The 25,459-nt window shown below is 63.1% G+C and carries 21 protein-coding genes; 14 read left to right on the top strand and 7 right to left on the bottom strand.

Features of this window, described 5'->3' with window-relative positions; all coding sequences use genetic code 11:
• Positions 1–37 precede the first annotated feature (37 nt).
• A complete protein-coding gene (locus Q1L59_RS06525) occupies positions 38–1,240 on the top strand; it encodes an ankyrin repeat domain-containing protein (protein WP_300329722.1) in 1,203 nt (400 codons plus the stop codon).
• On the opposite strand, the gene Q1L59_RS06520 is transcribed toward Q1L59_RS06525, so the two are convergent.
• Positions 1,237–2,139 carry a DUF4824 family protein gene (locus Q1L59_RS06520; protein ID WP_300329719.1) on the bottom strand — a complete coding sequence of 301 codons (903 nt, stop codon included), beginning with the start codon at positions 2,137–2,139 and terminating at the stop codon, positions 1,237–1,239. The two genes, Q1L59_RS06525 and Q1L59_RS06520, sit on opposite strands and share 4 nt — an antisense overlap.
• Positions 2,136–3,218, bottom strand: a complete 1,083-nt coding sequence (locus Q1L59_RS06515) for a DUF2157 domain-containing protein (protein WP_300329716.1) — start codon at positions 3,216–3,218, stop codon at positions 2,136–2,138. The genes Q1L59_RS06520 and Q1L59_RS06515 overlap by 4 nt, the downstream gene beginning before the upstream one ends.
• Before the next feature lie 274 nt (positions 3,219–3,492).
• Here Q1L59_RS06515 and Q1L59_RS06510 point away from each other — a divergent pair, with 274 nt between their 5' ends.
• The 5 genes from Q1L59_RS06510 (at position 3,493) to Q1L59_RS06490 (ending at position 8,146) form a co-directional block, all read left to right on the top strand.
• Positions 3,493–4,737, top strand: coding sequence for a patatin-like phospholipase family protein (locus tag Q1L59_RS06510; RefSeq protein ID WP_300329713.1), 1,245 nt, complete (start codon positions 3,493–3,495; stop codon positions 4,735–4,737).
• A 243-nt stretch (positions 4,738–4,980) separates the two neighbouring features.
• Positions 4,981–5,583: a CHRD domain-containing protein gene (locus Q1L59_RS06505; protein WP_300329711.1), complete on the top strand. Its 603-nt coding sequence runs from the start codon at positions 4,981–4,983 to the stop codon at positions 5,581–5,583.
• A gap of 93 nt (positions 5,584–5,676) precedes the next feature.
• Positions 5,677–6,228 (top strand): hypothetical protein, encoded by a 552-nt coding sequence (locus Q1L59_RS06500; protein ID WP_300329708.1) that lies wholly within the window; start codon positions 5,677–5,679, stop codon positions 6,226–6,228.
• Positions 6,229–6,460: 232 nt separating this feature from the next.
• Positions 6,461–7,456 (top strand): cytochrome-c peroxidase, encoded by a 996-nt coding sequence (locus tag Q1L59_RS06495; RefSeq protein WP_300329706.1) that lies wholly within the window; start codon positions 6,461–6,463, stop codon positions 7,454–7,456.
• A 225-nt stretch (positions 7,457–7,681) separates the two neighbouring features.
• Positions 7,682–8,146 carry an HIT family protein gene (locus tag Q1L59_RS06490; RefSeq protein WP_300329703.1) on the top strand — a complete coding sequence of 155 codons (465 nt, stop codon included), beginning with the start codon at positions 7,682–7,684 and terminating at the stop codon, positions 8,144–8,146.
• Positions 8,147–8,156: 10 nt separating this feature from the next.
• Here Q1L59_RS06490 and Q1L59_RS06485 read toward each other — a convergent pair whose 3' ends face one another.
• A complete protein-coding gene (locus Q1L59_RS06485) occupies positions 8,157–8,981 on the bottom strand; it encodes a DUF3025 domain-containing protein (protein ID WP_300329700.1) in 825 nt (274 codons plus the stop codon).
• Positions 8,982–9,209: 228 nt separating this feature from the next.
• Between Q1L59_RS06485 and Q1L59_RS06480 the strand changes: the two genes are divergently transcribed.
• Positions 9,210–9,788 (top strand): hypothetical protein, encoded by a 579-nt coding sequence (locus tag Q1L59_RS06480; RefSeq protein WP_300329698.1) that lies wholly within the window; start codon positions 9,210–9,212, stop codon positions 9,786–9,788.
• Positions 9,789–9,843: 55 nt separating this feature from the next.
• On the opposite strand, the gene Q1L59_RS06475 is transcribed toward Q1L59_RS06480, so the two are convergent.
• A complete protein-coding gene (locus Q1L59_RS06475; protein WP_300329695.1) occupies positions 9,844–10,356 on the bottom strand; it encodes a DNA-deoxyinosine glycosylase in 513 nt (170 codons plus the stop codon).
• Positions 10,356–12,275 (bottom strand): molecular chaperone HtpG, encoded by a 1,920-nt coding sequence (htpG, locus tag Q1L59_RS06470; protein ID WP_300329692.1) that lies wholly within the window; start codon positions 12,273–12,275, stop codon positions 10,356–10,358. Before htpG ends, Q1L59_RS06475 begins: the two co-directional genes overlap by 1 nt.
• A gap of 358 nt (positions 12,276–12,633) precedes the next feature.
• On the opposite strand from htpG, the gene Q1L59_RS06465 reads away from it, so the two are divergent.
• Complete coding sequence (locus Q1L59_RS06465; protein ID WP_300329689.1) at positions 12,634–15,000, top strand: nitrate- and nitrite sensing domain-containing protein; 2,367 nt, start codon at positions 12,634–12,636, stop codon at positions 14,998–15,000.
• 106 nt (positions 15,001–15,106) lie between these two features.
• Here Q1L59_RS06465 and Q1L59_RS06460 read toward each other — a convergent pair whose 3' ends face one another.
• Both Q1L59_RS06460 and Q1L59_RS06455 read right to left on the bottom strand, forming a co-directional pair.
• Positions 15,107–17,371 (bottom strand): EAL domain-containing protein, encoded by a 2,265-nt coding sequence (locus Q1L59_RS06460; protein WP_300329686.1) that lies wholly within the window; start codon positions 17,369–17,371, stop codon positions 15,107–15,109.
• Entirely contained in the window at positions 17,368–19,821 is a 2,454-nt protein-coding gene (locus Q1L59_RS06455) for a PAS domain S-box protein (protein WP_300329683.1), read from the bottom strand. Before Q1L59_RS06455 ends, Q1L59_RS06460 begins: the two co-directional genes overlap by 4 nt.
• A gap of 579 nt (positions 19,822–20,400) precedes the next feature.
• Here Q1L59_RS06455 and scpB point away from each other — a divergent pair.
• From scpB to Q1L59_RS06425, 6 genes are all read left to right on the top strand, one after another.
• The gene (scpB, locus tag Q1L59_RS06450) at positions 20,401–21,180 is read left to right on the top strand and encodes a methylmalonyl-CoA decarboxylase (protein WP_300329681.1); all 780 of its coding nucleotides are present in this window, start codon (positions 20,401–20,403) and stop codon (positions 21,178–21,180) included.
• Positions 21,181–21,429: 249 nt separating this feature from the next.
• A complete protein-coding gene (locus Q1L59_RS06445; RefSeq protein ID WP_300329678.1) occupies positions 21,430–22,251 on the top strand; it encodes an amino acid ABC transporter substrate-binding protein in 822 nt (273 codons plus the stop codon).
• A gap of 73 nt (positions 22,252–22,324) precedes the next feature.
• Entirely contained in the window at positions 22,325–23,653 is a 1,329-nt protein-coding gene (locus Q1L59_RS06440; RefSeq protein ID WP_300329676.1) for a dicarboxylate/amino acid:cation symporter, read from the top strand.
• Between the two features lie 126 nt (positions 23,654–23,779).
• Complete coding sequence (locus tag Q1L59_RS06435; protein WP_300329673.1) at positions 23,780–24,115, top strand: hypothetical protein; 336 nt, start codon at positions 23,780–23,782, stop codon at positions 24,113–24,115.
• Positions 24,116–24,249: 134 nt separating this feature from the next.
• Positions 24,250–24,576, top strand: coding sequence for an EscU/YscU/HrcU family type III secretion system export apparatus switch protein (locus tag Q1L59_RS06430; RefSeq protein ID WP_300329670.1), 327 nt, complete (start codon positions 24,250–24,252; stop codon positions 24,574–24,576).
• A gap of 81 nt (positions 24,577–24,657) precedes the next feature.
• A complete protein-coding gene (locus Q1L59_RS06425) occupies positions 24,658–25,452 on the top strand; it encodes a flagellar brake protein (protein WP_300329667.1) in 795 nt (264 codons plus the stop codon).
• Positions 25,453–25,459: the final 7 nt, after the last annotated feature.

Here is a 25,459-nt window from a genome sequence, read left to right as displayed (position 1 = left end):
CATCCCGGCGGCACTTGGCAGAGGGACGGATATCTTCATGGGTGAACCGTGGACCTTGGTGCGTCGGGCCAGGCGGCCGCGTTGGGTTGCGGGCTGGCTGTGGGCGGCGTGCTTCTGGCTGATCCTGGTGGCAGGGACGCAGGCAGCGGCGCCCGATCCGGTGACTTTTGGCTTGGCAGTCGAGCGAGGCGACCGGCGCACCGTCGAGCGTTGGCTCGACGATGGACTGGATCCGGAGTTCGAGGCGGCACAGATCGGTAGCGGCCTACTGGTTGCCGCCTGGTACGGCCGGATTGAGATGCTCGCCTTGTTCGTCGAACGGGGCGCCGATGTGCGGCGCAGCAATCGCAACGGCGAGCAGGCGCTGCAGCTTGCCGCCTGGAACGGGCATCAGGCAGCCGTCGACTGGTTGCTGGCGCACGGTGCGCCGCTCGATCGCTCGGGCAACGAGTGGAGCGCATTGCACTACGCGGTGTTCAATGGTCATCAGCACATCGTCGACGACCTCCTGGCACGTGGCGCCAAGGTCAACGCGCGCGCGCCGAACGGTTCGACGCCGCTGATGATGGCGGCGCGCGAAGGGCGCGATGAACTCGCTCGACGCCTGCTCGAAGCCGGGGCAGACAGCCGCCTGGAGAGCGACTGGGGCGACTCGGCGCTGACCATGGCGATGCGCTACGGGCATTATCGCCTGGCGAAAATGATCAGTTCACCGGAGGAGTTCGCCATTGCTGTCAGGTCGCCGCCGGAGGGTTTCGGCGAAGCAAGCCGCTCGCTGGCCGCGCCAGGCGAAATCGATCAGATTCTGGAACAGATTCGCAACGCCGAGGCGGCCGGTCGGCCGAGCGGTGAACTGCGCAAGAAGCTGCTGGCGACGGTCAGCGCCTGGCGCAATACGGGCGCGTCGGCACTGCGGCCAGCGGCGCGCGCGAGCGCACCACGTGCCATGCTGATCACTGCGCGGCGCGGCCAGCCGGGTGGCGAGCGCGCGCAGTTGATCGTCGACGAGCGGCTTTCGCCACGCCCGGTCGGCGGCGGGCGCCAGGGCCCGCCGCTCACCACGGTCAAGGCAGCGGCTCCGGCGGGAGCGGCGGGTAGGGCAGGAGGTGCGCCGCGTCTCAGCCCGCAGGTCACGGTCGCCGATCTCCTCAGGCAGATACGTCTTGCCGAGGCACAAGGGAAATCGAGCGAAGCACTCAGGGAGCAGCTTTATCGGGCAGTAGACGCGCTGCCGCGTTAGTTGGAACTGCGGGACGGTCCCGCTCTTGGCGCGTCACTCGGTAGGAGCGCAACGCGCTCGATCCACGGTTCGAGGCGTTGACCGACGGCGAGTTGCACTTCGTAGCGCGGAACTGACCTGTCCGGCTTTTCCTGCGGCTCGCTGCGCAGCGCGTCGAGCACGCCCCGTTGTGCGTACGGCACGTGGATTTCCTGGATCGCGATCGCGCTCAGCTGGCCGGCCAATGCCCATTGGCCGTTCCGCAGGCGCTCGGCCGGTCGCACGGTGCCGCGCAGGATCAGGAAACGGTCGCGCTGGGGGTAGCGCTCGCGCAGTGTCGCGGTGTCGCTTCCCGCGTCGATCGCGAACAGTCGCGTGCTTTCTGCCTCCTCCTGCACGACGAAATCGCGCGCTGCCTTGGCTTTTTCGGCGAATTCACGGTTGCCGCGGTTGGCCGCGGCCGCCGCAGCGTGCCGGCTGGCGTTTTCGCGCGCCTGCTGCAGCGCGCGCTGCCAAGCCGGACCGGCGAGCTCGAAAACGATCAGGGCTGGGCGCGATAACTGGCGCAGGAAAGCCTGACGCGCTTCCGGCGTTGCTGCGCCCTTGCGTGTGTCGAAGCCGAGACCGGCCATGCGCGTTTCGTCGAGCCAGTCGGGTTGGCGTTCGTAGCGGGCGTAGGCGAGGTTGCGCATGGTGTCGCCGTCAGTTGCGACGCGCCATTCGAGGTGTAGGGCCAGTCCGCTGTTGCTGCGCCGGCTGGCGGTGGCGTAGGGCAGGGCGAGTTCGCGCTCGCTGAGGAGCACGCTGCTTTCCGGTTCGCCGGCGCGGTTGAGCGCGGCAGCGGACAGCACGACGGCATTGGTCAGGACGATCAGGCTGAGACCGACGAGTAGCCAGCGCCGCTGGCTGGGCAGGTTCATCGCGCTCCCCGACAGGTAGACTGGCGCACGCGCTTCAGGACGAGCAGGATGAGTAGCGCGATGAGCCCGAGAACAAGAAAGAACAAGTACTTTGGCATCGCTTCCCACCACCAGTCGAAAAACTTCGTGTACAAGAACACGACAAAGAAGGTGGTCCCGATGTTTACCGTGTCCGGCCAGTCACGCCGGACGCCGAAGTAGACGGCCAGCGCGCTGCCGACGAAGCCGAGCACCTGATAGCCGCCTTCGATCAGATCAGGCGGCAGGTCGAGATAGCTTCCGTCCCCCCAATGGCTGAGCACGAGAATCGGGATGAAGACGGTCAAGAGGCCGAAGACGCGGTAGCTTGCGGCAAAACCCGGATAGCGCTGCTGCCAGTCGAGTTTCGCCAGGGCAAGGAGCAGCGCGGCAGCCGGGAAGAAGTTCTCCGGCCGCTCGCCGGCATGCAACCAGTAGATTCCGCTCCACGTGCCAACGCGGGCGGCAACGAAGCCGATCAGGCAGAGAATTCCAGTGACCAGCAACAGGCGCTGCTCGCCCGAATAGGCGAAGACCAGGGCAAGCACTGCCCACGGCAGCAATGCCTTTTCGGTCGGCGTGATATTCAGAATGCTGCCCAGCATCGAGAGGTTGAGGACGAAACACGTGAAGGCGACGAGCGCTGCCAACTTGCTGAAGTAACCTGTCGCGTCACGCTGTTGCAGCCAGTTCGCCAAGTAGAAGGTAGCGAGCGCAGCGGTCACCAGAATGCTCGCCTGGGCGACCTCGGGAAAGTATCCCCAGAACTGATAGAACAGGAAAAAGACGCTGGCGGCGAGCGCCAACGCGCCCAGGAAGGATGCCACGCGCATGCCGAGTGATAGTTGCTGGGCGCGCCGCGTCGGGTCGATATCGAAATCGCGCGCATAGCGCGCCAGTAGTTTGGCATGATGGCTGGCGATCGCCTGCTGCTGGCTGCTGTCAAGCGCCAGCACGCCCTCGCTCTGCAGGCGCGCCAGCTCGTCCTGGCAGGCGGCAATACGATCAGCGTGCGCTTGCGCCAGGCGCCGGTCCGGCAGATTGGAGGTCGCAGATCTCATATGGCTAGCGCTGCTTGGCCGTGTTGCTCACGCCCGGCAAATTTTCCCAAAAACATTATGCCGCGTTTCATGGCGCTGGGTGTATCTTCTGCGGTCGATCGGTTCACCTGTGGAGCGTACTCGTCATGCGCATTCGCTTGCTTCTCGGTTTGGCGGTCGACCGCGGGTTTCGCCTGGCGGCCATCCCGCCGATCTGTATTCACGACTCCAGTCCGTCAGGCCGCGCTCGCGATGGGCGCGGGGCAAGCCGGGCTTGCTTACCAAGTAGCGTGACATGAGCCTGGTTACCTTGATTCACGCTGGCATGCAACGCCGCGAGCGGCCAACTGTGGCGCTCGTGCTGATGGGTGGCGGAGCGCGTACGGCGTATCAGGTCGGCGTCCTGCGTGCGCTGGTAGAACTCCTGCGCGCCTCGCCCGGCCAGCACAGTCCCCGGGGCAGCGCAGCAGGCGCCTGTTTTCCCTTCCAGATTCTGATCGGCACTTCGGCTGGCGCGATCAACGCAGCGTTTCTGGCTGGGCGTGCCGCTGCCGGGCTGGCAGCCTTCGACGAGCTGGCTGCTTTCTGGAGCCGCCTGCGCTCGACCGACGTTTACCGCTTATCGGTGCCCGCTTGGGCGCGCGTTCATCGCTTTGCCGCGATCGTCAGCCTCTCGCGGCACATTCAGGCGCACGGGGCAATGCTCGACAGCACGCCACTGCGCGAGATGTTGCGCGCCGGGATTCGCCTCGACGGCGTCGAGCACGCGCTGCGCACGCGGGCGATCGATGCGCTGGCGGTAACCGCTTCGAGCTATTCGAGCGGCGTCCATTGGACCTTCTGCCAGACGGCGCGCCGAGAGCTTTTCCAGCCCTGGTCGCATCCCGGTCGGCGGGCCGACTTTCAGCCGCTGACCATCGAGCACCTGATCGCCTCGAGCGCCATCCCCTTCCTGTTTCCGTCCGCGGCGCTGCGCGTGGACGGGCGCGAGGAGCACTTCGGCGACGGCGCCATGCGCCAGATCGCACCGCTCTCGCCGGCCTGGCATTTGGGCGCAAGCCGGGTGCTCGTCGTTGGCGTCGGACAACCAGAGAACTGGGAGGTGCCGGGCGAGGCGACGACCGCCCAGCGGCGCGGCCCGACCTTGGGCGGCATGGCTGGGCATGTGATGGCGAGCGTTTTCCACGACACGTTGCAGGCGGACATCGAACAGACGGCGCGCGTCGCTGAAACGATCAGCCGACTGCCGGCGGAGGCGGCTGCGGCGATGGCTTACCGGCCGCTCGATGTTCTCTCCATTGCGCCGAGTTGCTCGCTCGACGCGCTGGCGCAAGAGCATACCGATGAGTTGCCACTGGGAGTTCGGCGGGCGTTGGCGGCGCTCGGCGTGCTCAAGGGAAGTGGCGGAACTCTGGCGAGTTACCTCTTGTTCGAGCCGGGCTTTGTCAATGCACTGATCGCTCTTGGTGAACGCGATGCGTTGGCGCATTGGAGCGAACTCAGGCAACTGGTCCTCGCTGACGAGCAGGTGCAGGGCTGAGTGCGGGTAAGCCGCACGCCGCGCCCGCGGTGTAGTGGCAGCTTGTGTGGGTGTGCTGTTGGCCTTCGGGTGTCGACTTTTCTTACACATGCGGCTGGAGCAGCACGGTTTGGCCGAACAAATACCTGATTAGTTTGCTCAAGATTATCCCGGCATGGAACGTGCTTCACAGAGCACGCAACTGTGCGTGGGCAACCCGTACCAACTGGAGACCAAACGAAGAGGACGGAGGAGACTATGAAAATGAAACTGCGGTTCAGTACCACCCTGGTTGCCGGTTTGTTGTGTGTCGGGGCTGCTGTCAGCTCGACACCGGCGCTGGCGACGGTTATCGAATACCGGGCGTTGCTCAGCGGGCCGGCCGAGGCGACGCCGAACAACTCGCCCGGGACTGGAACGGCGGAGGTCTTCTTCGACGATCTGGCCCATACCCTGCGGGTGGTGATCAACTACTCGGGCCTGCTCGGCAGGACGACGGCCGCACACATCCACTGCTGCACAGCTTTACCGGCGACCGGGGCGGTCGGTGTGGCGACGCAGTTGCCGAGTTTTGGCGGCTTCTTGCTGGGTGTCCAGGCAGGTAGCTACGACCAGACTTTTGACCTGACACAGGCGGCGTCCTACAATCCAACTTTTGTCACCAACAATGGTGGCAGCGTGGCGACTGCCGAAGCCGCGCTTGGCGCTGGCTTGGCGGCGCGCAAGGCTTACCTCAACATTCACACGGACGCATTCCCCAGTGGCGAGATTCGCGGCTTCCTGATTCCGGAGCCGGCCTCGCTCGGGCTCCTCGGCCTTGGGCTGGCCGGCCTCGCGGCATCGCGTAGACGGCGCGGCAGCAGCTAGTTCGAGCGCGAGCGGGCCGCTTGCCGGCCCGCTGCTGCGCCGCGCGGCGTTGGCTGTCGGGTGCGGCCAATTGGCGTCATCAAGGAGTTTCGCATGAACCTCGTCTCATTCGACTGGTCGCAGAGCGCCCCATTGCTGCTGGCGCAAGCGGTGCACGAGAGCGCCAGGGATGGCGAGCTGATCGACCAGATTTTGCACGGTACCCAGCTTTTTGATTCGTGGGTGATCGCCAACCGGATTCTCCCGTTTCTCCCGCAATCCAGAACCATCAGCTTTTGCCTCGCTCTTTCCGCAGCAGAGCAACTTCAGGCACGGCTCGCCCCCCTGACCGACGGCAGTGCTTTCGCGTGCACCGCCGAGGGCGTCTGGCTGGCGCTGGCGGCCGCCGACGCTCAGCGCGAGATTGGCCACATTGGCGAGCGTTACGCTGCCGGCAAGTGTTGGCACGAGGGTTTTCAGGCGAACCTGCACTTGGTCGAAGACGCTTGTCGTCCGCTCTCGCCACTCGATCTGGCCAATCTCTGGGAAGAAGCGACCGGCACCCGGCCCGCGGGCTTCGCGACCGGTCTGCTCGACCATGTCCAGGCTTTCGGGCTGGAGGCGATCGACCGGATCTTCCATACCCCGGGGCGTCTCGGCCTGTAGCTGGTGCGGCTGCGGTCGGCGGCGGGCAAGCGCGCTACGGGTCCGAGCAGGCGCGGTCTGTGCGCCCCCCTTTTCTAGGGTGTCTTTGATTTAGATCAAGATGCGGGCTGGCGCCCTGCGGTTATTCTCCCTTCTACGCATGGTGGATGTTTGGCGCCCTGCCGAGCAGACAGTCGCGCGCCCGCTTGGCGCAGCCAGGCGAATACATCCATAAATCAGCCTGGGAGTCCTCATGAGAGTACGTACTCTGGTCATCTGCCTGTCCATGCTCGGCAGTTACACCCTTGCCTCGGCAGCGGCCGATGAGCCGATCCAACCCATTGCACCGGCAAAGATTACCAATCCGGCGATGGTCGAACTCGGCAAGAAACTCTACTTCGATCCACGCCTTTCCAAATCCGGTTTCATTTCCTGCAACTCGTGCCACAACCTTTCGATGGGCGGCTCCGACAATTTGAAGTCCTCGATTGGCCACAACTGGCAGAAGGGGCCGATCAACTCTCCCACCGTGCTCAACTCGAGCCTCAACCTTGCGCAGTTCTGGGACGGAAGGGCGAAGGATCTGAAAGCGCAGGCTGGCGGTCCGATCGCAAATCCGGGTGAAATGGCGTTTACGCATGAACTGGCGGTCGCCGTCCTGCAGTCGATTCCCGGCTATGCCGCTGAGTTCAGGCAGGTGTTCGGTTCGGACAAGGTCGATATCGATCGTATCACGCAGGCCATCGCCGCTTTTGAAGAAACCCTGGCGACGCCGAACTCTCGTTTCGATCAATGGCTGAAAGGGAACCGTAAGGCCTTGAGCAAGAGCGAACTGGAAGGCTACGCCCTGTTCAAGGACAGCGGCTGCGTTGCCTGCCACAATGGTTCCGCAGTCGGTGGCAACTCGTTCCAGAAGATGGGCGTGGTCGAGCCCTACAAGGCCTCGAGCCCGGCCGAGGGGCGTGTCGCGGTCACCGGGAAGGATGCCGACCGCTTCAGCTTCAAGGTGCCGACCCTGCGCAACGTCGAGCTGACCTATCCGTACTTCCACGACGGGGCAGCCGACACGCTATCTGAAGCAGTGGATACGATGGGCCGCGTGCAGCTTGGCCGGAAGTTTTCTCCCGAGGAAAACGCGAAGATCGTTGCCTTCCTGAAGACCTTGACTGGCGAACAGCCGAGCTTCAGGCTTCCGCTGCTGCCGCCGTCAGCCGACACCACGCCACGGCCGACGCCGTTCGAGAAGTAGGTCGGCGATTGTTCCGCCCATTGCGTCGTTGTGCGGTGGGCGCTGTCCAGAGACCCTCTTTGCAGCCCCGAGGGTCTCTCGGCGTCGGTCGTCGGGTCTTGTCCAGACCGGAGCCTGCAGCGCCTGCGCGGCGGACGACACGGTGGATGTTCCAGCGCTTTTCCGGGGCGAACTGGCAATATGGGTGATGGCTGCCCCGATTTCTCGGGAGGGAGGAGACAGATGATGAGCGAAGGCCAAAACGAGGCCCGCCTGCTGGCCGAGTTTCGCAGCAAGTTTCAGGTCGAGGAACTGCTGATTGCCCAGACGAAGGCGTGGTCATGGTCGGTACGGCCAGCCCAGCCGACGCTCGGCGCGGGAATCTTGTCGCTCAATCGCCATGCCGAGTGCTTTGCGCAGGTGCGCGGCGACGAAATGGCCGAACTCGGCGAACTGATCGGGTTCGTCGAAAAGTCATTGCGGGCTGCCTTCGCTTACGACATCGTTAACTATCTGATGCTCATGATGGTCGACCACCAGGTTCATTTTCATGTCATTCCGCGCTACGCGGCGGCGCGCCGATTTGCTGGCCTCGACTGGGCGGACAACGGCTGGCCGTCGTTGCCGGCGTTGGCGGAGCGGCAGCACGCCGACCAGCCGGGGATTACGGGCGCCATCTGCCAGGCATTGCAGGCGGCGAACCAGGGTTGAGGCGACCCTCTCAGCTTCTCGTCACGGCGTTGCCGGCGCAGCGGCGGCCGGCTCGGAACTGGCGGGTGTCGTCGTAGTAGTCGGCGCATTCGTTTGCGGCAACGACACCTGGAATACCGAGCAACGGCAAGGGCTGGAAATCGCGCGGCCGGGAATACACGCCGGCTGCCAGATCGGCGGCCAGGCGTGCGTCGAGCATCGCAGTCAAGGGCCCAGCGGAAAGGCGCAGGCAGTCATCTTCGACGACGTAGAGCACCGACTTTGCCGTCAGGCCGAAAAAGGGTGCGAGCAGCGAATGGTAGGTGGCATGGCCAAAGACAACAAAACGCATGGCCGCGATAACGTCGCTGCGCCGGTCAACGAACAAGGTCTTCCAGCAGAAGGAGCGCAACAGTTCGAGCAGTTCTGGGCGTGTGGCGAGAACGACAATTCCGCATTCATCGAAATGCGTCAACGCGTCGCGCGCGCTTCCTCGGGCTGATCCTTGCGCTGGCGGTGCGGCGACATGCGCGGCGTTGATCGTCGCCTTGCTTTTTGGGAAGGTCAACCAGACAAGCCCGTTGAAGAAGTCGTGCCAGTTGTCGCTACGCGTTTCGACGTTGCCGGTCTCCCAGATGCGCTCTTCGTAAGCACGGCCATCGGCGTACGGCCGGCTGAATCGGATGCGTTGGCCGCTCGCGGCAAACACTGGATAGCGTTCCGCCAGGCGCGACAGCGCTCGTTGGTCAGGGTGCGGCGGAAGCATGTCGAGCCATTGGCGCAATGGCGCGAAGAGCGGCGAAGCGTATGGCGCAGCGGACTGGCTCAAGGAATTCAGGGTCGGCGGTGGGCTCACGATGCGCGGATTCTACGCTGTGTTCGGCCCGCCGGTCGTTCCTGCCGAGAGGGCATTGCCGCAGCGTGGTGGCCCGTGCAGCGGTCAAAGTTCCGCCGCGGCAGGCGGACAGCAAAGCGTCGCTGGCGAACTTTTCGCGGGTGTAAGATAGGCCTGTTTTGGCGGATGGCCCGGCTGTCCATCGCGTTGAAATGCCGACCGCTCCCCTACAGCCAGAAGGAGATAGCCATGTACAAGTCCTCACTGATCGTTCTCATGCTTTCCGGTGCCCTCCTCACGCTTCAGGCTGCTGCCCAGCCTGGGCCAGGAATGGGCGGAATGGGCGGCACGCAGCCGGGGATGGGTGCCGGAATGGGTCCAGGAATGGGCCCAGGAATGGGCCCGGGCGCCGGCATGGGTGGCATGCGACCCGGCATGCGGTCGCCAGGCAATTGTCTGCGCGCGGGCGATCCGGAGCAGTGCCAGGCTCGTCAGGCAGCTCATCGCCGGATGCTCGAGGCGTGCAAGGACAGCTTCGGCCCGGCACGCCGGCAATGTATGCTGGCTCAGGCGCAGAAGACCGACTGCAGCCAGGCGCGCAACCCGCAGCAGTGCGAGGCGCGCAAACAGGCGTACGCTGCCTGCGGTGATTCGACCGGGGCGCAGTTCAAGCTATGCGTGCAAGACCGCATGCCGCCGGTTGATTGCAGCCAGTCGATCGACCCAGCGCGCTGTGCGCTGCACCAGAAAGCGCGTGAACAATGCCGGGACAAGATTGGCCCGGAGCACCGCCAGTGCTTGCGCGATGCTTTGCTCCCCGGCAAGTGACACGCCCGCCGGTTTTGGCTCAATCTGGCTGGGCGTGCGCTTGCCGCGCGCCTGATCACGCGCTGCGCGTAGCGCTTCCGATGCCAGCAGTCGCCCAGCGCGCCAACTTCTTTTCGAAAGCCAGCGTATAGGCTGGACTGCTCGAAGGAAGAATGGCCGCGGTGAAACCACGCGCGGCGAACCAGGGGGCGAATCGACCGGCCGCCTGGCCGTTGAAGGCGATGTGCTGTAGCTGCGGGGCGAGTTCGCCAAGGCACGAGAAGTCATTCGTTTCGCCAGCTTCGATCGCCGAGTCGAGTGCACCAGACCGCCGGCAGCGGGCATAGACGTCCCAGACGCCGATGCCGCTGGCGAGCAGGCGCGATTTCCGCCTCGGGTAGTCGAGTTCGACCAGCGCTTCGCCGAGCAGCGCGCTCAGCAGGCGCCAGAACTGATTCCTGGCATGTGCATAGTACTGCTGTGCCGCCAGTGAAGCCGGCGAAGGGAAGCTGCCCAGGATCAGCGTCCGTATGCCGGGGTCGATGATCGGCGGCAGGCCGTGCAGAAGCGGCGGCCCGCCGTCGCCCATCAGCGGCCGCTACCGAGTGAGAGCGCGAGCATCAGGTCGTTGATCCGGCGGACGAAGCCGGCCGGGTCGTCGAGGGTTCCGCCCTCGGCCAGCGTTGCCTGTTCGAGCAGGAGGTTGGCCCAATCGGCGAAGCGTGTCTCTTCGTACTTGAGGCGCTGTACTGCCGGATGCGTCGGGTTGATCTCGAGAATCGGTTTGCTCGCCGGCGCTTGCTGCCCGGCTGCCTTCAGAATGCGCTGCAGGTTGCCGCCGATGTCGTACTCATCGGCGACCAGGCACGACGGCGAGTCGGTCAGGCGATGCGTGACGCGCACGTCCTTCACCTTCTCGCCCAGCGTCGTCTTTACTTTATCGATCAGCTCCTTGTACTCGTCGGCGGCTTTCTCGGCAGCCTCCTTCTCGGCTGCATCTTCCAGCTTGCCCAGGTCGAGCCCACCCTTGGCGACCGACTGCAGCGGCTTCCCGTCGAATTCGGTGAGATTGCCGGTCACCCATTCGTCGACGCGTTCCGACAGCAACAGGACTTCGATTCCCTTCTTGCGGAAGATTTCCAGGTGGGGGCTGTGCTTGGCGGCGGTAAAGGTTTCCGCCGTGACGTAGTAGATCTTTTCCTGTCCTTCCTTCATGCGCAACACATAGTCGGCGAGCGAGACCGTTTCGTCAGCGGTATCGGCGTGCGTCGAAGCGAAGCGCAGCAGCTTGGCAATTCGCTCCTTGTTGGCGAAGTCTTCGCCAACGCCTTCCTTGAGGACGCGACCGAACTCCTTCCAGAACTTGCCGTACTTCTCGCGATCGGCAGCTTCATCGCTGTCGGCCAGTGCTTCGAGCATGCCGAGCACGCGCTTGACGCAACCTCCGCGTATCGTCTCGATATCGCGTGACTGTTGCAGGATCTCGCGCGAAACATTGAGCGGCAGGTCGTTCGAGTCGACGACGCCACGCACGAAGCGCAAGTAGAGCGGCATCAGTTGCTCGGCATCGTCCATGATGAAAACACGCCGAACGTAGAGCTTGATGCCGTGCCGGGCCGTCCGGTCGAACAGGTCGAAAGGCGCTTTCGACGGAATGTAGAGCAGTTGCGTGTACTCCTGCTTGCCCTCGACGCGCGCATGCACGTGCGCCAGCGGCTCGTCGAAGTCGTGCGCGACGTGCTTGTAGAACTCGTTGTATTGTTCGTCGCTGATCTCCGATTTTGGGCGCGTCCAGAGCGCCGACGCCTGGTTGACAGTTTCGTCTTCGTCGGTCTGTACGTGCTCCTTCTTCTCGTCGTTCCACTCCTCCTTCTTCATCACTATGGGTAGCGTGATGTGGTCGGAGTACTTGCGAATGATCGAGCGCAACTTCCAGTTCGAGAGGAATTCGTCCTCGCCGCTCCGCAGGTGCAGTGTCACTTCGGTGCCACGTTGAGCACGCTCGATCATTTCAACGGTGAAGTCGCCCTCGCCGGAAGACTCCCAGCGCACGGCCTGACTGGCCTCCAGGCCGGCTCGCCGGGAAATCACCGTGACCTTGTCGGCAACGATGTACGACGAGTAGAAGCCGACGCCGAACTGTCCGATCAGGTGCGCATCTTTCGCTTGGTCGCCGGTCAGGGCCGAGAAGAACTCGCGTGTGCCGGACTTGGCGATCGTCCCCAGATGCTGGACTGCTTCGTCGCGCGAGAGGCCAATCCCGTTGTCACTGATTGTCAGCGTGTGCGCCTCCTTGTCGAAAGCAACGCGGATCTTCAGTTCGGCATCGTCGCCATAAAGACTTGTGTTGTTCAGCGCCTCGAAGCGCAGGCGGTCGCAGGCGTCGGAGGCATTCGAAATCAGCTCGCGCAGGAAGATCTCTTTGTTGCTGTACAGCGAGTGGATCATCAGGTTGAGCAGTTGCTTGACTTCGGCCTGGAAACCGAGCGTTTCCTTTTGTGCACCCATGCAAAACTCCGTCAGAAACGTTGAGGAAAGCGGATGTGCTCGCGGCGGAAGCGACGCGGAGCAAGCATTAGACCGGCAAGTGGGGGCGTCGGGGCAGATTTCAAGACCTGCAGCACGCCCGTTTGGCAGTTTTCGGGGAGACCACAGATAGCCCTGGAGCAAGCGTCGCCGCGGCCCGGGGGAAGCCCCGCCCGTGCCTCGGTTGGATCTGGTTTGACCCCGTTAGATCAACACTCTATACTAACGCGGCAAGCCCAGACGTTGCCACCTTCGCGCCTTGCCGTGCTGGTCAGAAGTCTGCTGCGGGTGCTTTGCTAGGCTTATTTCAGACCGGAAACCAGGCTCTCAGGATTGGTCGATGTCGCTCAAGTTCAGGCTCCTCCTTCTCGCCCTTGTCCCCCTTTTTTGCCTCATTCTGTTCGCCGGGCGCGCCACGCTGGAGAACACCTCGCGCGCCCGTGAAATGGAGGATGTCGAGGATCTGGCCAGGCTGGCGGCGGCGATCGGCGCTCTGGTGCACGAGCTGCAGAAAGAGCGCGGGATGAGCGCCGGGTTCATCGGCAGCAAGGGGACGAATTTCGCCAGCGAGCTGCCGCAGCAGCGAAGCGAAGTCGATACCAAGAGAACGGGCTTCAGCGCACAGCTGGCAGAGTTCAATGCCGGACGGTTCGACCAGCGCTTGCAGGCGCATCTCGCCGAAGCCGGTCGACAGCTCACCGAGCTCGTCACCACGCGCCAGTCGGTTTCCGACCTGCGGCTCAGCGGTTCGCAAGCCATCGCCTTTTACAGCAAGACGATAGGCAGCCTGCTGGCGGTCGTCGGCCAGTCTCCATCGATGTCGAGTGAGACGGATGTGGCGCGCGTTGCGAGCGCCTACAACGCATTGCTGCGTGGCAAGGAGTTTGCCGGAATCGAACGAGCAACCCTGTCGAATGTCTTCGGCGTCGACCGCTTCGCTCCCGAGATGTTCGTCCGCTTTCTGGGCATTTCGTCGGCGCAGCAGACCTGGTTCGAAGTCTTTCAGCTTTATGCCGACGCGTCGCAGACGTCCTATTTTGCCAGTCAGGTGAGCGGTCCGGCGGTCGATGAGGTGGTCAGGATCAAGCAGGCGGCGATCGAGAATGCGCAGAATCCGTCGCTTGGTATGGACGCCAAGGCGTGGTTTGGCAGATCGACCGAGCGGATCGATCTCCTCAAGAAGGTTGAAGACAAGCTGGCGGTCGACCTGGTCAACCTGGCGGCAGCGCGTCGTGCGGATGCACGCCTGATGATGGTCGCTTCGCTCGGACTGACGCTGCTGGCGGTTGGGCTCACACTGCTCGTCGGCTACCGTCTGATTCGCGACATCCTGCGCCAGATCGGCGGCGAACCCAGTCAAGCCGCCGAAATTGCCCGCAGGATTGCCGAGGGCGACTTGGCGCACGAGGTTTCGGTCGCCGCGGCCGACACGACCAGTCTGCTTTCGGCGATGCAGGTGATGCATCGCAAGCTCGTGCACATCCTGGTCAGCATCGAGGAGAGCGGCCGCCACATGGGGCAGTCCGCTTTTCAGATTTCGACCATCTCGACGGATATTGCCGAGACGACACGCCTGGAAGAAAGCCGCTCGGCTGCGGTCGCCGAAGCGACGCAGAGTCTGACGCAGATTGCCGACGGGGTGAAGCAGCAGGCCGAGACTGCCGCCGAGCGAACCCGCCAAGTCGAGCAACAGGCGCATGACGGAGTGGGTGCCGTCGAACGCAACATTGCCGAACTCGACAGCGTAACCGGTGAGGTTAGTCGCGCGGCGGGCGAGGTGACCGAGCTCAGCCACGCGGCCGACAAGATCACGCAGATCATCGAGGCGATTCGCGAAATTGCCGGGCAAACCAACCTGCTGGCGCTCAACGCGGCGATCGAGGCCGCGCGTGCGGGCGAGCAGGGGCGCGGCTTTGCCGTGGTCGCCGACGAAGTGCGCAAGCTCGCCGAGCGAACCGCTTCATCGTCGCTCAAGGTGGGCGAGATCGTTGGCGAGATCACCAGCCGCGTTCAGGATCTGCAGCAGGCGATGCAGGCGCTCGTGGCGCGGGTTGAGCGTAGCCAGCAGGTGGCTGGCGAAACGGCCAAGGCCATCAACTCGATGGCCGCTGGCGTATCCAAGGCGGCGCGCAGCAACGACGCTATCGCCGAAGAAAGCCGCCACCAGATGACGCAGATCGAGCAGCTTGGTGCATTGCTCAAACACCTCTTTGCCACGCTGGCTGACAGTGCGGCCAAGGTCGAGGCGACCGCTCACATCGGCGCCGATCTGCACCAGGCGTCGTGCGACCTGAACGATCTGATGGCGGGCTTCAACTTCAATCGGCAGACGCTGATCGCGACCGCGGCGAATGACGAAAGGCGCGCCTATCCGCGCCTCGAACGGGGTGTGTTGACCCGTGTCGACACCGAGAGCGGAGCCAGTTTGGAGTGCCTGGCGATGGATGTCAGCCTGACCGGGGCGCGGCTGGTCATGAGTCGCCGATTGCCCGAGAACGCACGCCTGCGGTTGTCGGTCTTTCTGCCGCAGCCGGATCTCGATCAGTACCGACGGCAGCAACCGGTGGCGATCAACGCGCAGGTGCGCTGGCAGCGTGTCGACGGCGATCGCTTCCTGTGTGGCGTTGAATTCGAGCGCCCGACGGCGATCGAGCAAGCCCGGATCAAGGCGATTTTCGCCTTTTACAACAAGTCGAGCGAGCACTGACCGGCGGTTTGCGCCAAATCTGCCGGTCACTCGCGGGCCCGTCCGCCGCTCAGTCAGCGCTCAGCGTGGCGTGCGCCGGGCAAGCGGCGCCGGCGCGGGTGCCGACCTAGGCGAGTGGCTGGTGGCCGACGGTTACCTCGAGCGGCGGCGAGCGCAACCAGCGGTCGAGTTCGGCGCGTGGTAGTGCACGTCCATACAGCCATCCCTGCACCGTGGTGCAACCGAGGCGACGCAGGACGGCAGCCTGCTCGGGCGTTTCGACACCTTCGGCGACCGATTGGACCTTCAGGTCACCGGCCAGGCCAACAATCGTCTCCGCGTACAGACCTCGCTTCTCCTGGGCAATTTCCTGAATGAAAGTGCGGTCTATCTTCAGGCGATCGATTGGCAGGTTCTGCAGCTGCCCGAGTGACGAGAAGCCGGTACCGAAATCATCGATGGCGATGCGCACGCCCATCTGCTTGAGGGCGTCCAGGCTCTGCCGCACGATCCTGGGCTCATCCATGGCGATGCTTTCAGTGATCTCCAGTTCGAGAAGTTCGGCGGGCATGCCGCTGTTTTTCAGAGCACGCGCGACATCGTCGACGAAGCCGGCCTTGCGGAACTGGCCAATGCTGACATTGACCGCCATCGTCAGTCCGGTGAAACCGTTCTGGGCGAGCCGGACGTGTTCGGCACAGGCCTGTTCAAGCACCCAGACGCCGATCTGCACGATCAGCCCCGAGTACTCGGCGAGGGGAATGAAGACATCTGGCGTTTGCGTGAAGCCCCCTTTCCCGTTGGGCCAACGCACCAGGGCTTCAAGGCCGGTGACCGTATGACTCGCCAGAGCAACTTGCGGCTGGTACCAGACCTCCAGCTTGCCCGCCTGAAAATCCTGCCGCAGTTGGCGAAGAACTTCGACGCGCCAGCGGGTATTCTCCTCGAGCTCCGGTCGATAGTCCTCGTAGTGCGAGGAGAAGCTGCGCTTGGCTCGGTTGAGTGCGATATTGACCCGCTTGAGCAGCGTCAGACCGGTCGCACTTTCCTCGAAGTGGCGGCAAAGACCGATACTCACAGTGATCGGCAACTGATACTCGCCGACCTCGAAAGGCTCATAGCAGAGAGCGCCGAGATGGTCGGCATTGACGACCGACGCGGAGCCCAGAACGCCGAAAACGTCGGCTCCGATGCGCGCCAGCCGGCATCCGTCGCCCAGGTGTTCACGCAGGCGCGTGGCAAAGGCAATCAGCAGCAGGTCGCCAACATCAGGGCCCAGGCCATCATTCAGATCGGCGAAATGATCAATGTCGATCAGCGCAGCGATCACGTCGCGACGCGCGCGCGCGGCGCTCTCAAGGTCCGCGATGTACTGCAGGCGGTTGGCGAGCCGCGTCACCTGATCTTCGAAGGCGAGGTCGTGCAGTCGCTCGACCAGTTTGACGTTGCGGAAACACGCGGCGATGTTGGCGACGAACACTTCGAGCAGCGGGCGATCCATCGCCGCCACCGCATTGCCCGAGTCGACGAAGATCGCCGCTTCCTGGTTGGGTGCAGCTTTCAGGTAAAGCACCGTGTGGTCGGGAGCGAAGACGTGCTGCCGCTTGGCAACACAGACCTGGATGCTGCGGACAACCCGGCGGTCAGGTAGCTCGTCGAGCGGCCGCGCGATGTAGGCAGCGTGCCGCCCGGCGGCTCCGACGACATAGCATTTCTCACCGTCACCGCCGAAGGGTGCTCCGCGCTGACTGCAGACGATTCCGTCGACGGGCAGTTTGAGCAAGGCTGCGAGCTGCGTCAGGATTCCCTCGGCAAGGTTGGTGATGGCGTGTTGCTCCATGAGGTCCGCCGCCGCACCAACGATCAACTCCAGTCCGCGGCGGTGCTCGGCCAGTGCATGCAACTGCTGGTACGAGCGAAGGGCCGCGCTGACCGTCGTGATCAGTCGGGTGTTGGTCAGTTCGGCCTTGGTCCGGTAGTCGTTGATGTCGTATTGCTGGATTACCGCGAGTTCCGGTGCGTACCCCGGTTGCCCGGTGCGCAGCATGATTCGACACTCGCTCAGGTGCAATTCATCACGAATGTAGCTGACCAGATCGAGCCCGGCACGTTCAGTTTCCATGACCACATCGAGCAGGGCGAGAGCGACGTCTGGGTGGGAGCATAACTCGCTGCGTCCCTGACGGCTGTCGTACGCGTGATAGAGTTGCAGCGGCCGACCAAGGATCCGCAGATTGCCGAGAACAAAGCGGGTCACGGTGTGGACCTCGTCGTCGTCATCGACGACCAGCAGCTTCCATGGAGGTGGGCTGCCGGCTGGCGAGGCGCCCGAGCTCGGCAGGTCGTCGCTCAGCAGGACCAGTTCGTCGTCGATCATTTCGTCGTCGATCATTTCGAGGCTCCAGAAATCGGCTGGGCAGCCGGACTACGCGGCAGAATGATGGAAAAGCGGATTCCCCGCTCCTGCGGCGGGCAGACGGTAATCGTCCCGCCAAGAACGGCCGTGACCAGGTTGTAGGTGATGTAGAGCCCTAGCCCGCTGCCGCCGCTGCCCAGGCGCGTCGTAAAAAAGGGTTCGAAAATGCGGTTGTACAGCGCTTCCGGGATTCCCGTGCCGTCGTCCGTGTAGTCGATTCTTACGTTGCCCGGGTCGGCTGGCTCGGCCCGGATGCGAATCGTTCCCGCGTCCATTCGGGCAAAGCCGTGCGTAAGAGAGTTGTTGATCAGGTTGCACAGCACCTGCTCGAGAGGGCCCGGGTAGCTGTCCATCTCGAGCCCGGAAGGGATATCCAGTTCGATGCGATGTGCTGTCCGTTTGAACTGGGGTTGCAGGGTGGTGAGCATTTCATCGATCGTTTCGCGCAGAGCAAAACGCCGGCGGCGTGCACTCGTCTGGTCGACGGCCACTTCCTTGAAATGTCCGATCAGGTCAGCCGCACGGATCGCGTTCCGCTCGATCAGGTCGACGGCTTCGCTGCAGCGTGTCTGGAAGCTGCTGACTTGCGAGCGACGCAGCGCTCCCGAGTCGACCGAGTGGCCGAAGGCTCTCACCTCTTCGACCAGGGCGGTCGACATCATGCGCACGTTGCCCAAGGGTGTATTCAACTCGTGTGCGACGCCGGCGACAAGGTGGCCGAGCGCGGCAAGTTTCTCCGCCTGGACGAGTTGTTGCATGGCGTGACGCAGTTCGGCGGTGCGCTCGGCGACAAGTTCCTGCAGCTTTTCGCGATGCCGTTCGAGTTCAGCCTCGGCCTGCTTGCGCGTTGTGATATCAAGGACGGTCGTACTGCTCCCGACATAGGCTCCGGTGTCGCTGCGGATCGCGCGCACGAAGGCGATCACGTCGATGACCTCACCCGACTTCCCGATGCAGCGTCGCTCGGCGACGAAATCCTCCTGTTCACGGTTGATCAGGCGGCGCATGTCGGCAACATCGATTTCGCGGTCGTCGGGATGCGTCAGATCGCTCAGGCGCATCCGGTTGATGATTTCGTCGCTCTCGTAGCCGACCATTCTGCAGAAAGCCGGGTTCACCTGGATGAGTCGCATGTCCGGGTCGGCAATGCCGATGCCGAACAGAGAGTTCTCGAAAACCGAGCGATAGAATGCCTCGCTGATGCGCAGGGCTCGTTCAGCCTCCTTGCGCTCGGAAATATCCAGAATGACGCCGATGATTCCCGCGACACAGTTGTCGGAATTGAGGAAGACGGCCTTGTGGAAAACCACGTCGTGGATACTTCCGGCAGGATCGGTCGTCTGACCTTCATAGGCTGCCGGGCGCGGCTGGCCGAGGAGTTCAAGGTCCATGACGCGATGCGTTTCCGCCTCTTGCGCGGGCATCAGCTCAGAGGCTGTTTTCCCGACTACATCGGAGCGCGTCTGCCCGATCGATTCGGCGAAGGCCTGGTTGCAACCCAGATAGTGGCCATTCGTGTCCTTGTAGAATACGGGTGCCGGAATGGCATTGAGCAGTGTGTTGAGGAAGATGCTGTTTTCGCGCAAGGCCGCCTCGCTTTCCTTGCGTGCGGTGACGTCCGTATTGGTTCCAACCAGGCGCAATGCCGATCCATCGGCCTCGCGTTCGATGGCCTTGCCCCGACTGTTGATCCATTTCCAAAGGCCGCTCTTGGCGCGCAAGCGAGCCTCGACGTTGATCTCGGGCACGAGGTTGGCCAGATGCGCGCGAACGACGGCCTCGGCCGATTCCAGATCGTCCGGGTGGACGCGATCGCGCCAGGCCGAGTAGCCAGCCGGGAACTCGCCGGGCTCGTAGCCCAGCATCGTATACCAGCGATCGCTGAAGAACATTTCCTCGGTACGCACGTTCCAGTCCCAGACTCCGTCGCTGGTCGCTTCGATCACCAGGCGCAGGCGCTTTTCGCTCGCATCAAGGGCACGGTGCGTCTTGACCAGATCGATCGCGCGCGCTTCAGCCAGGCGTTCGAGGCCTTCGCGCAAGCGCTTCAACTCGAGGTGGGTATTGACCCGAGCCAGCACTTCTGCGGGTTCAAACGGCTTCGTCACATAGTCGACGCCGCCGACGGCGAAGCCCTTGACCTTGTCGGCCGTGTCGTTCGACGCGCTGATGAAAATGACCGGTATCGATTGCGTGTGCGGGTCGCTTTTCAGGCGTTCGCAGACCGTGTGCCCATCCATCTCCGGCATTCGCACATCGAGCAGGATCAGGTCCGGCGGTTTGGCTGCAGCCGAGCGTAGCGCCAGCGACCCACTTGACGCCGGGCGGACGCGGTATCCCTGTTGACACAGCAAATTATCGAGTAGCCGGAGGTTGGCAGGCGTGTCGTCTACCAGCATGATTTCGGCTGCTGCACCGTTGAACATGGCAAATACCCTTTGCTGGATGCAATTGTTCTGATAAGGGCCACCTTCTGCTGCGGGAGGTGGGCGCTCGTGCGCACCGCCAGCGCTTGTCCAATGAGAAAGGAAGCGCTCACCTCGAGCCTTGACCTGGTTCGCAGAACACGGATCTACCTACGGCAGGTCCGGCGCGAACTTTAGCCAAGGGCGCGGAATCGTGCGCGTCGCCAGCTTAGCGGATATCGGGCAGCCAGCGGGGCTGGCGTGGGGTTGAGGAGGCTTCTCGACGTTCAGTTTGCAGCACAGGCGGTGCACGGCGCGCAGGCCGACACCCCGATTGCTGACGTAGGCGCGGGCGGCGGAACGCGAACGAGAGCCGGTCGGTGGGGTCGTTGCCGATCGCGTGCATCGCCGCGCTGGTCGAAACAGAACACTCTTGCAGTAGTCGGAAAATCGTGCGACATTCGCCGTTGTCTATTGACCGATCGACGCAAGAAGTGTGCGCTCTTGGTCGCGCAAGGTGCGACCGATGAGCGGAGAAGAAACAAATGATGCGCGGCGAGCGCAGCGATGTCCCGACCCGAACCGGAGGAGATACCAGCAATGGCGCTTACCAATACGAACGTCGACGGGAATGTCGGCACGATTACGCTGAACAACCCGGAGAAGCGCAACGCACTGAGCGACGCCTTGGTCCACGAGGTGGTCGAAGGCTTGCGCGATTTCAGCGCTCGGCGCTTGCGCGCGGTGATCTTGCGCGCGATGCCCGGGGTCAAGGTGTGGTCGGCCGGGCACGATGTTGGTGAGCTCCCGGAAGGCCGGCGCGATCCACTCGGCTGGGATGACCCGCTACGCCACCTGATCCGCGAGATCGAGGATTTTCCGGCGCCGGTGATCGCGATGATCGAGGGGACCGTCTGGGGCGGCGCCAGCGAGACCGTTTTTGCCTGCGATTTGATCGTTGCTTCGCCGGAAGCGACTTTCGCCGTTACTCCGGCGAAACTGGGCGTACCGTACAACGTGACGGGAATGCTGACTTTTCTTAACGCGGCCAACATTCGCATTGTCAAGGAACTGTTGTTCACCGCCAAGCCGATGACCGCCGCGCGCGCCGAGCGGGCGGGCGCAATCAACTACGTCGTCCCCGCTGCCGAGTTGGAAAGCTTTACCTACGGCTTGGCGAACGACATCGCTTTGTTGGCGCCACTGTCGATTGCCGTGATGAAGGAGCAACTTCGCGTGTTGTCCGGCGCGCACCCGGTATCGCCGCGCGGTTTCGAGCGCGTCCAGGGTCTGCGCCGCACCGTCTATGATAGTTTCGATTACGGCGAAGGAATCAGCGCGTTTCGCGAGAAGCGTAGGCCCGTATTTCGCGGCGAGTGAACGAACCCGGCGCAGCTTGGTGGCGTGCGCACGGGAGGTCTGATGGAAGACTGAGGGAGGGCCAGCGTGCTATCGCCAGATCGTAGGACAGTCGCCGATCGAGCGGGCAGAGCGCCTGCCGATGGTAATCGTTGCTCAGGGCACGACCGACGCGGTTCTCTTGCCGCGCTCGGTGCGGTCCTGCTCCTGGCTTGCCTGCCGTTTGCGGCCTGGGCTCAGAAGGCGGCCAAGGCGGTTCCGGCGTTTGTCATGCCCTATACGGGAACGCTCAAGAAGATCAATGACCAGGGCGTCATTCGCTTGGGCTACCGGGAAAACTCGCCGCCCTTTGCCTTTCTGGCCGACAACGGTAAGCCGGTCGGCTATTCGCTCGACTTGTGCGAGGTCATCGTCGAGGAGCTTGCCGGCGAACTGCGCAAGGACATTCGTGTCGAAATGCGGCCGGTGACTCCCGAGAACCGCTTTGATCTCATTCGCTCGGGCGAGATCGACCTCGAGTGTGGGTCAACGGTGAATAGTATAGAACGGCGGAAAGTGTTTGGCTTTTCTCCGACCATTTTCGTCACCGGTGCCAAGACCTTAGTCCGCCGCGGAAGCGGCATCCGTTCGTTTGCGGACCTTGGCGGCAAGACCGTCGTCCTCACCCGGGGCACCGTTCATTCGGAAGTCATTCCGAAAATGGCGGCGCGACAGAAGCTTGCGATCACTTTCATCAGTGCGGCCGACCATCAGGAATCGTTTCAGGCGCTGGTTTCCGGCAAGGCAGACGCCTTCATCAACGACGATGTACAACTCCACGGCATGCTTGCCGAAACGCGTTCAGCCGCCGACTTTCGCATCGTCGGCGACTTCCTGACCTACGCCGACTACGCGCTGACGATGCGCAAGGACGATACCGATTTCGCGGAAGTCGTCGACCGCGCGTTTACCCGGCTCATGGGCAGCCGCGAAATCGTCGCCATCTACGAAAAATGGTTCCTGCGGCCGCTGCCGCATGGGGTTCGCCTGAATCTCCGGATGAGTCCTCATCTTGAGGAACTCTTCCGCGTTCGGGGGATGCCGTCCGATTAAGCGCAGGGCTGTGCGCTTAGCCCCGCGGCAAGGCCGGAAACCACGACAAAGATAAATCAACGAGGAGGGAAGAATGTCGAATGTAGCCGAAGCGAGCGCTACCCGGAAAGTCCAGCAGCCGTTCTACAAGAGCCTCTATTTTCAGGTCATTGTGGCCATCATCATCGGTGTATTGCTGGGACACTTCTACCCCGAGACGGGTGCGGCGATGAAGCCTCTCGGCGACGGTTTCATCAAGTTGATCAAGATGATCATTGCGCCGATCATTTTCTGTACCATCGTGGTTGGCGTGGCTGGCATGGAGGACATGAAGAAGGTGGGCAAGACCGGCGGCTATGCCGTTCTCTACTTCGAGATTCTGAGTACTGTCGCGCTGATCGTCGGTCTGCTCGTGGTGAACACGCTGCAGCCGGGTGCCGGGATGCATGTGGACGTGTCGACGCTCGATACCAAGGCGATTTCGCAATACGCCGCGCCGGGGAAAATGCAGACGACTACCGATTTTCTGCTCAACATCATCCCGGTCAGCGTCGTTGACGCCTTCGCCAAGGGCGACATGCTGCAGGTACTCTTCTTTTCGCTGCTCTTTGGCTTTGCCCTGCACAGTTTTGGCGCCGCCGGCAGACCCCTTTTCGAAGCCATTGAGCGCATTTCGCACGTTCTTTTCGGTGTCGTCGGGATCATCATGAAAGTCGCACCCATCGGCGCTTTCGGCGCGATGGCTTTCACCATCGGCAAGCATGGGGTCGGCAGCCTGGCGCAACTGGCCAAACTGATGGGTGCCTTCTATCTTACCTGTTTCATTTTCGTTCTCGTCGTCCTCGGCGTGGTTGCCCGGTTCCACGGCTTCAGCGTCTGGAAGCTGATCAAGTACATCAAGGAGGAACTGTTCCTTGTCCTGGGGACTTCTTCGTCCGAATCGGCACTGCCGCGCCTGATGGTCAAGCTTGAGCGGGCTGGGGCCGAAAAATCGGTCGTTGGCCTGGTCGTGCCGACGGGCTATTCGTTCAACCTGGACGGTACATCGATCTATTTGACGATGGCGGCTGTTTTCATTGCGCAGGCGACGAACACCGAGCTCGACCTGGTCCAGCAACTGACCTTGCTGGGAATTCTGCTACTCACCTCGAAAGGTGCGGCGGGTGTCACCGGGAGTGGTTTCATCGTTCTCGCTGCGACCTTGAGCGCCGTGGGCACCGTTCCCGTCGCCGGGCTGGCGCTCATTCTCGGCATCGACCGCTTCATGTCGGAGGCGCGGGCGCTGACCAACTTCATTGGCAACAGTGTTGCGACGCTGGTCGTCGCCAAGTGGTGTCATGCGCTTGACAGCGAGAAACTGGCGCGCGCGCTGAACGGCGAGGATCTTGACGACGAACTGATCGAGGTGCCGGCTGAGGGTTGACGCGGATGCTTCGTCGGCGTCGCCTGATCGGGGTGTTGGCAAGAGCACTTGCGGCGGATACGCCACGCGCTCGGCGAGCCGCGCTCCGGACGACACGGGTAGTGGGTTTTTGTGGAGAATGGACCTATGGCCAAGGACAGGATTCTCGGCATCGTGCAAGGCGGGCTTTTCCGGCGCTTGACGCCGATCAGGGATGTTGCTGGGGGTTGTCGCCTGACTCGCGCCAAGGCAAAGGACAAATCACGGAGCGTCGACGCGAAGGCGATCGATCTGGCCGCGTACGAGGGTATCGCCTTGCTCGTCGAGGGCCGCAACGAGGATCTGTGGGTGTTCGACGTCAAGATCGTCGAGCGGGCGGGGCCCATCCTCAGTGGCGTGGTCCAGTATGTCCTCGGTGGGGGTCTGTCTCGTTTCGACGCGCTCTCGGAGGCGGAAGAGGCGGGCCAAGGAGCTGATCAATGATGTTCTCTTCCGCGAGGGCGGAAGCCTGCGGTGGCCCGAGGCGACGCAGCAGTCGTCGTGTCCGGCCCGCGTCCAGGCGGCTGGGTCGGCGCGAGCGGCAACGTCAGCCAGCGGAAAACGGGGTGTAGTGACGCATGGGAAAAGCATCCGACCCGTCGCTAAGGAATGCGGTGGCGCTGACCTACGGGAAGACCGAAGCAGCGCCGCGCGTCGTCGCCAAGGGGCGCGGTCTGCTTGCGGAACAGATCATCGCGCGGGCGCGTGAGCATGGCGTCTACGTTCATGAGTCGCCCGAACTTGTTTCCTTGCTGATGCAGGTCGATCTCGACCAGCATATCCCGCCGCAACTGTATCTGGCGGTCGCTGAATTGCTTGCTTGGCTTTACCGACTGGAGAGCGGCGAACGCTTGGCGCCGCCTCCAGCCTTCGTCGTCCCACCGGAGCCTGCGCCTGGCGTCTGAGCGGGGGTGCCCGCGCGTCACGCGTACGGGAGGTGCATTTTTGCATTAAACTGCCCGTTGTTGTCGAAGCCGGGGAACGCGATGGAAGAAATCGAAACCGATCAGGACGTGCAGACGCCGCTGCAGTTCGAGATCGAACAGCCCGAGGAATACGCCCAGTACCTGCTGCACGCGAAGGCGGAGGTGCTCGCCATTCTGCGCTCGCTGAACCAACGCCGGGCCTTGATCAGCGCCTATTTCGATGAAGGCCGGACGTTTCTACTGACCTCCCTGCTGGCGATCGATGGCGACAACCTGATCCTGGAACTGGGCCGTGACGACGAGGTAAATCGCCAGGTACTGGCCGCCGACCACATCGTTCTGACCGCGACGGTGGACAAAGTGAAGGTCCAGTTCACGTTGCCGCGCCTGGTTGCGGCGCGTTATGGTGGCCGGCCGGCTTTTGGCGCTGTCTTGCCCGACAAGGTTCTGCGCCTGCAGCGCCGCGAATACTTCCGGCTGAGCACGCCGGTCGCTCGACCCGTCAAGTTCTCCAGTTCGATCAAGCGGCCGGATCGCAGCGTGATGACGATCGAGGCGTCGCTGCTCGACATCAGTGGGGGTGGCGTCGGCCTGATGGCGACGCCGGCGCTGGCCGCGCTACTGCCGCGCGGCTGCGTCCTGGCCGACTGCAAGATGGCTCTGCCGGACGAGGGCTTGCTGGTCGCCAATCTGTGCGTGCGCAACAAGTATGAGGTGACGACGCGCACCGGCTCGCGTTACGTCCGTATCGGCTGCGAGTTCATTGCTTTGCCCGGTGCACGGATGAGCATGGTGCAGCGCTACATCACGCGCGTCGAGCGCGAACGCAAAGCGCGACTGAGCGGGATGGCCTAGCTCGGGT

It is taken from the genome of Accumulibacter sp. (genome assembly GCF_029255125.1).
In the GTDB taxonomy this organism is placed as follows: Bacteria; Pseudomonadota; Gammaproteobacteria; order Burkholderiales; family Rhodocyclaceae; genus Accumulibacter.
Note: the sequence above shows the minus strand (reverse complement) of the source record. Positions and strands in the feature narration are given on the sequence as shown.

Bases quoted from the DNA above. Each gene is read 5' to 3' on its own strand.
- Q1L59_RS06465 (WP_300329689.1), top strand. From the start codon at position 12,634: ATGTCGCTCAAGTTCAGGCTCCTCCTTCTCGCCCTTGTCCCCCTTTTT.
- Q1L59_RS06495 (WP_300329706.1), top strand. From the start codon at position 6,461: ATGAGAGTACGTACTCTGGTCATCTGCCTGTCCATGCTCGGCAGTTAC.
- Q1L59_RS06445 (WP_300329678.1), top strand. From the start codon at position 21,430: ATGCCCTATACGGGAACGCTCAAGAAGATCAATGACCAGGGCGTCATT.
- Q1L59_RS06510 (WP_300329713.1), top strand. From the start codon at position 3,493: ATGAGCCTGGTTACCTTGATTCACGCTGGCATGCAACGCCGCGAGCGG.
- Q1L59_RS06505 (WP_300329711.1), top strand. From the start codon at position 4,981: ATGAAACTGCGGTTCAGTACCACCCTGGTTGCCGGTTTGTTGTGTGTC.
- Q1L59_RS06500 (WP_300329708.1), top strand. From the start codon at position 5,677: ATGAACCTCGTCTCATTCGACTGGTCGCAGAGCGCCCCATTGCTGCTG.
- Q1L59_RS06515 (WP_300329716.1), bottom strand. From the start codon at position 3,218: ATGAGATCTGCGACCTCCAATCTGCCGGACCGGCGCCTGGCGCAAGCG.
- htpG (WP_300329692.1), bottom strand. From the start codon at position 12,275: ATGGGTGCACAAAAGGAAACGCTCGGTTTCCAGGCCGAAGTCAAGCAA.
- Q1L59_RS06475 (WP_300329695.1), bottom strand. From the start codon at position 10,356: ATGGGCGACGGCGGGCCGCCGCTTCTGCACGGCCTGCCGCCGATCATC.
- Q1L59_RS06435 (WP_300329673.1), top strand. From the start codon at position 23,780: ATGGCCAAGGACAGGATTCTCGGCATCGTGCAAGGCGGGCTTTTCCGG.
- Q1L59_RS06430 (WP_300329670.1), top strand. From the start codon at position 24,250: ATGGGAAAAGCATCCGACCCGTCGCTAAGGAATGCGGTGGCGCTGACC.
- Q1L59_RS06425 (WP_300329667.1), top strand. From the start codon at position 24,658: ATGGAAGAAATCGAAACCGATCAGGACGTGCAGACGCCGCTGCAGTTC.
- Q1L59_RS06455 (WP_300329683.1), bottom strand. From the start codon at position 19,821: ATGTTCAACGGTGCAGCAGCCGAAATCATGCTGGTAGACGACACGCCT.
- scpB (WP_300329681.1), top strand. From the start codon at position 20,401: ATGGCGCTTACCAATACGAACGTCGACGGGAATGTCGGCACGATTACG.
- Q1L59_RS06460 (WP_300329686.1), bottom strand. From the start codon at position 17,371: ATGATCGACGACGAAATGATCGACGACGAACTGGTCCTGCTGAGCGAC.
- Q1L59_RS06440 (WP_300329676.1), top strand. From the start codon at position 22,325: ATGTCGAATGTAGCCGAAGCGAGCGCTACCCGGAAAGTCCAGCAGCCG.
- Q1L59_RS06480 (WP_300329698.1), top strand. From the start codon at position 9,210: ATGTACAAGTCCTCACTGATCGTTCTCATGCTTTCCGGTGCCCTCCTC.
- Q1L59_RS06520 (WP_300329719.1), bottom strand. From the start codon at position 2,139: ATGAACCTGCCCAGCCAGCGGCGCTGGCTACTCGTCGGTCTCAGCCTG.
- Q1L59_RS06525 (WP_300329722.1), top strand. From the start codon at position 38: ATGGGTGAACCGTGGACCTTGGTGCGTCGGGCCAGGCGGCCGCGTTGG.
- Q1L59_RS06490 (WP_300329703.1), top strand. From the start codon at position 7,682: ATGAGCGAAGGCCAAAACGAGGCCCGCCTGCTGGCCGAGTTTCGCAGC.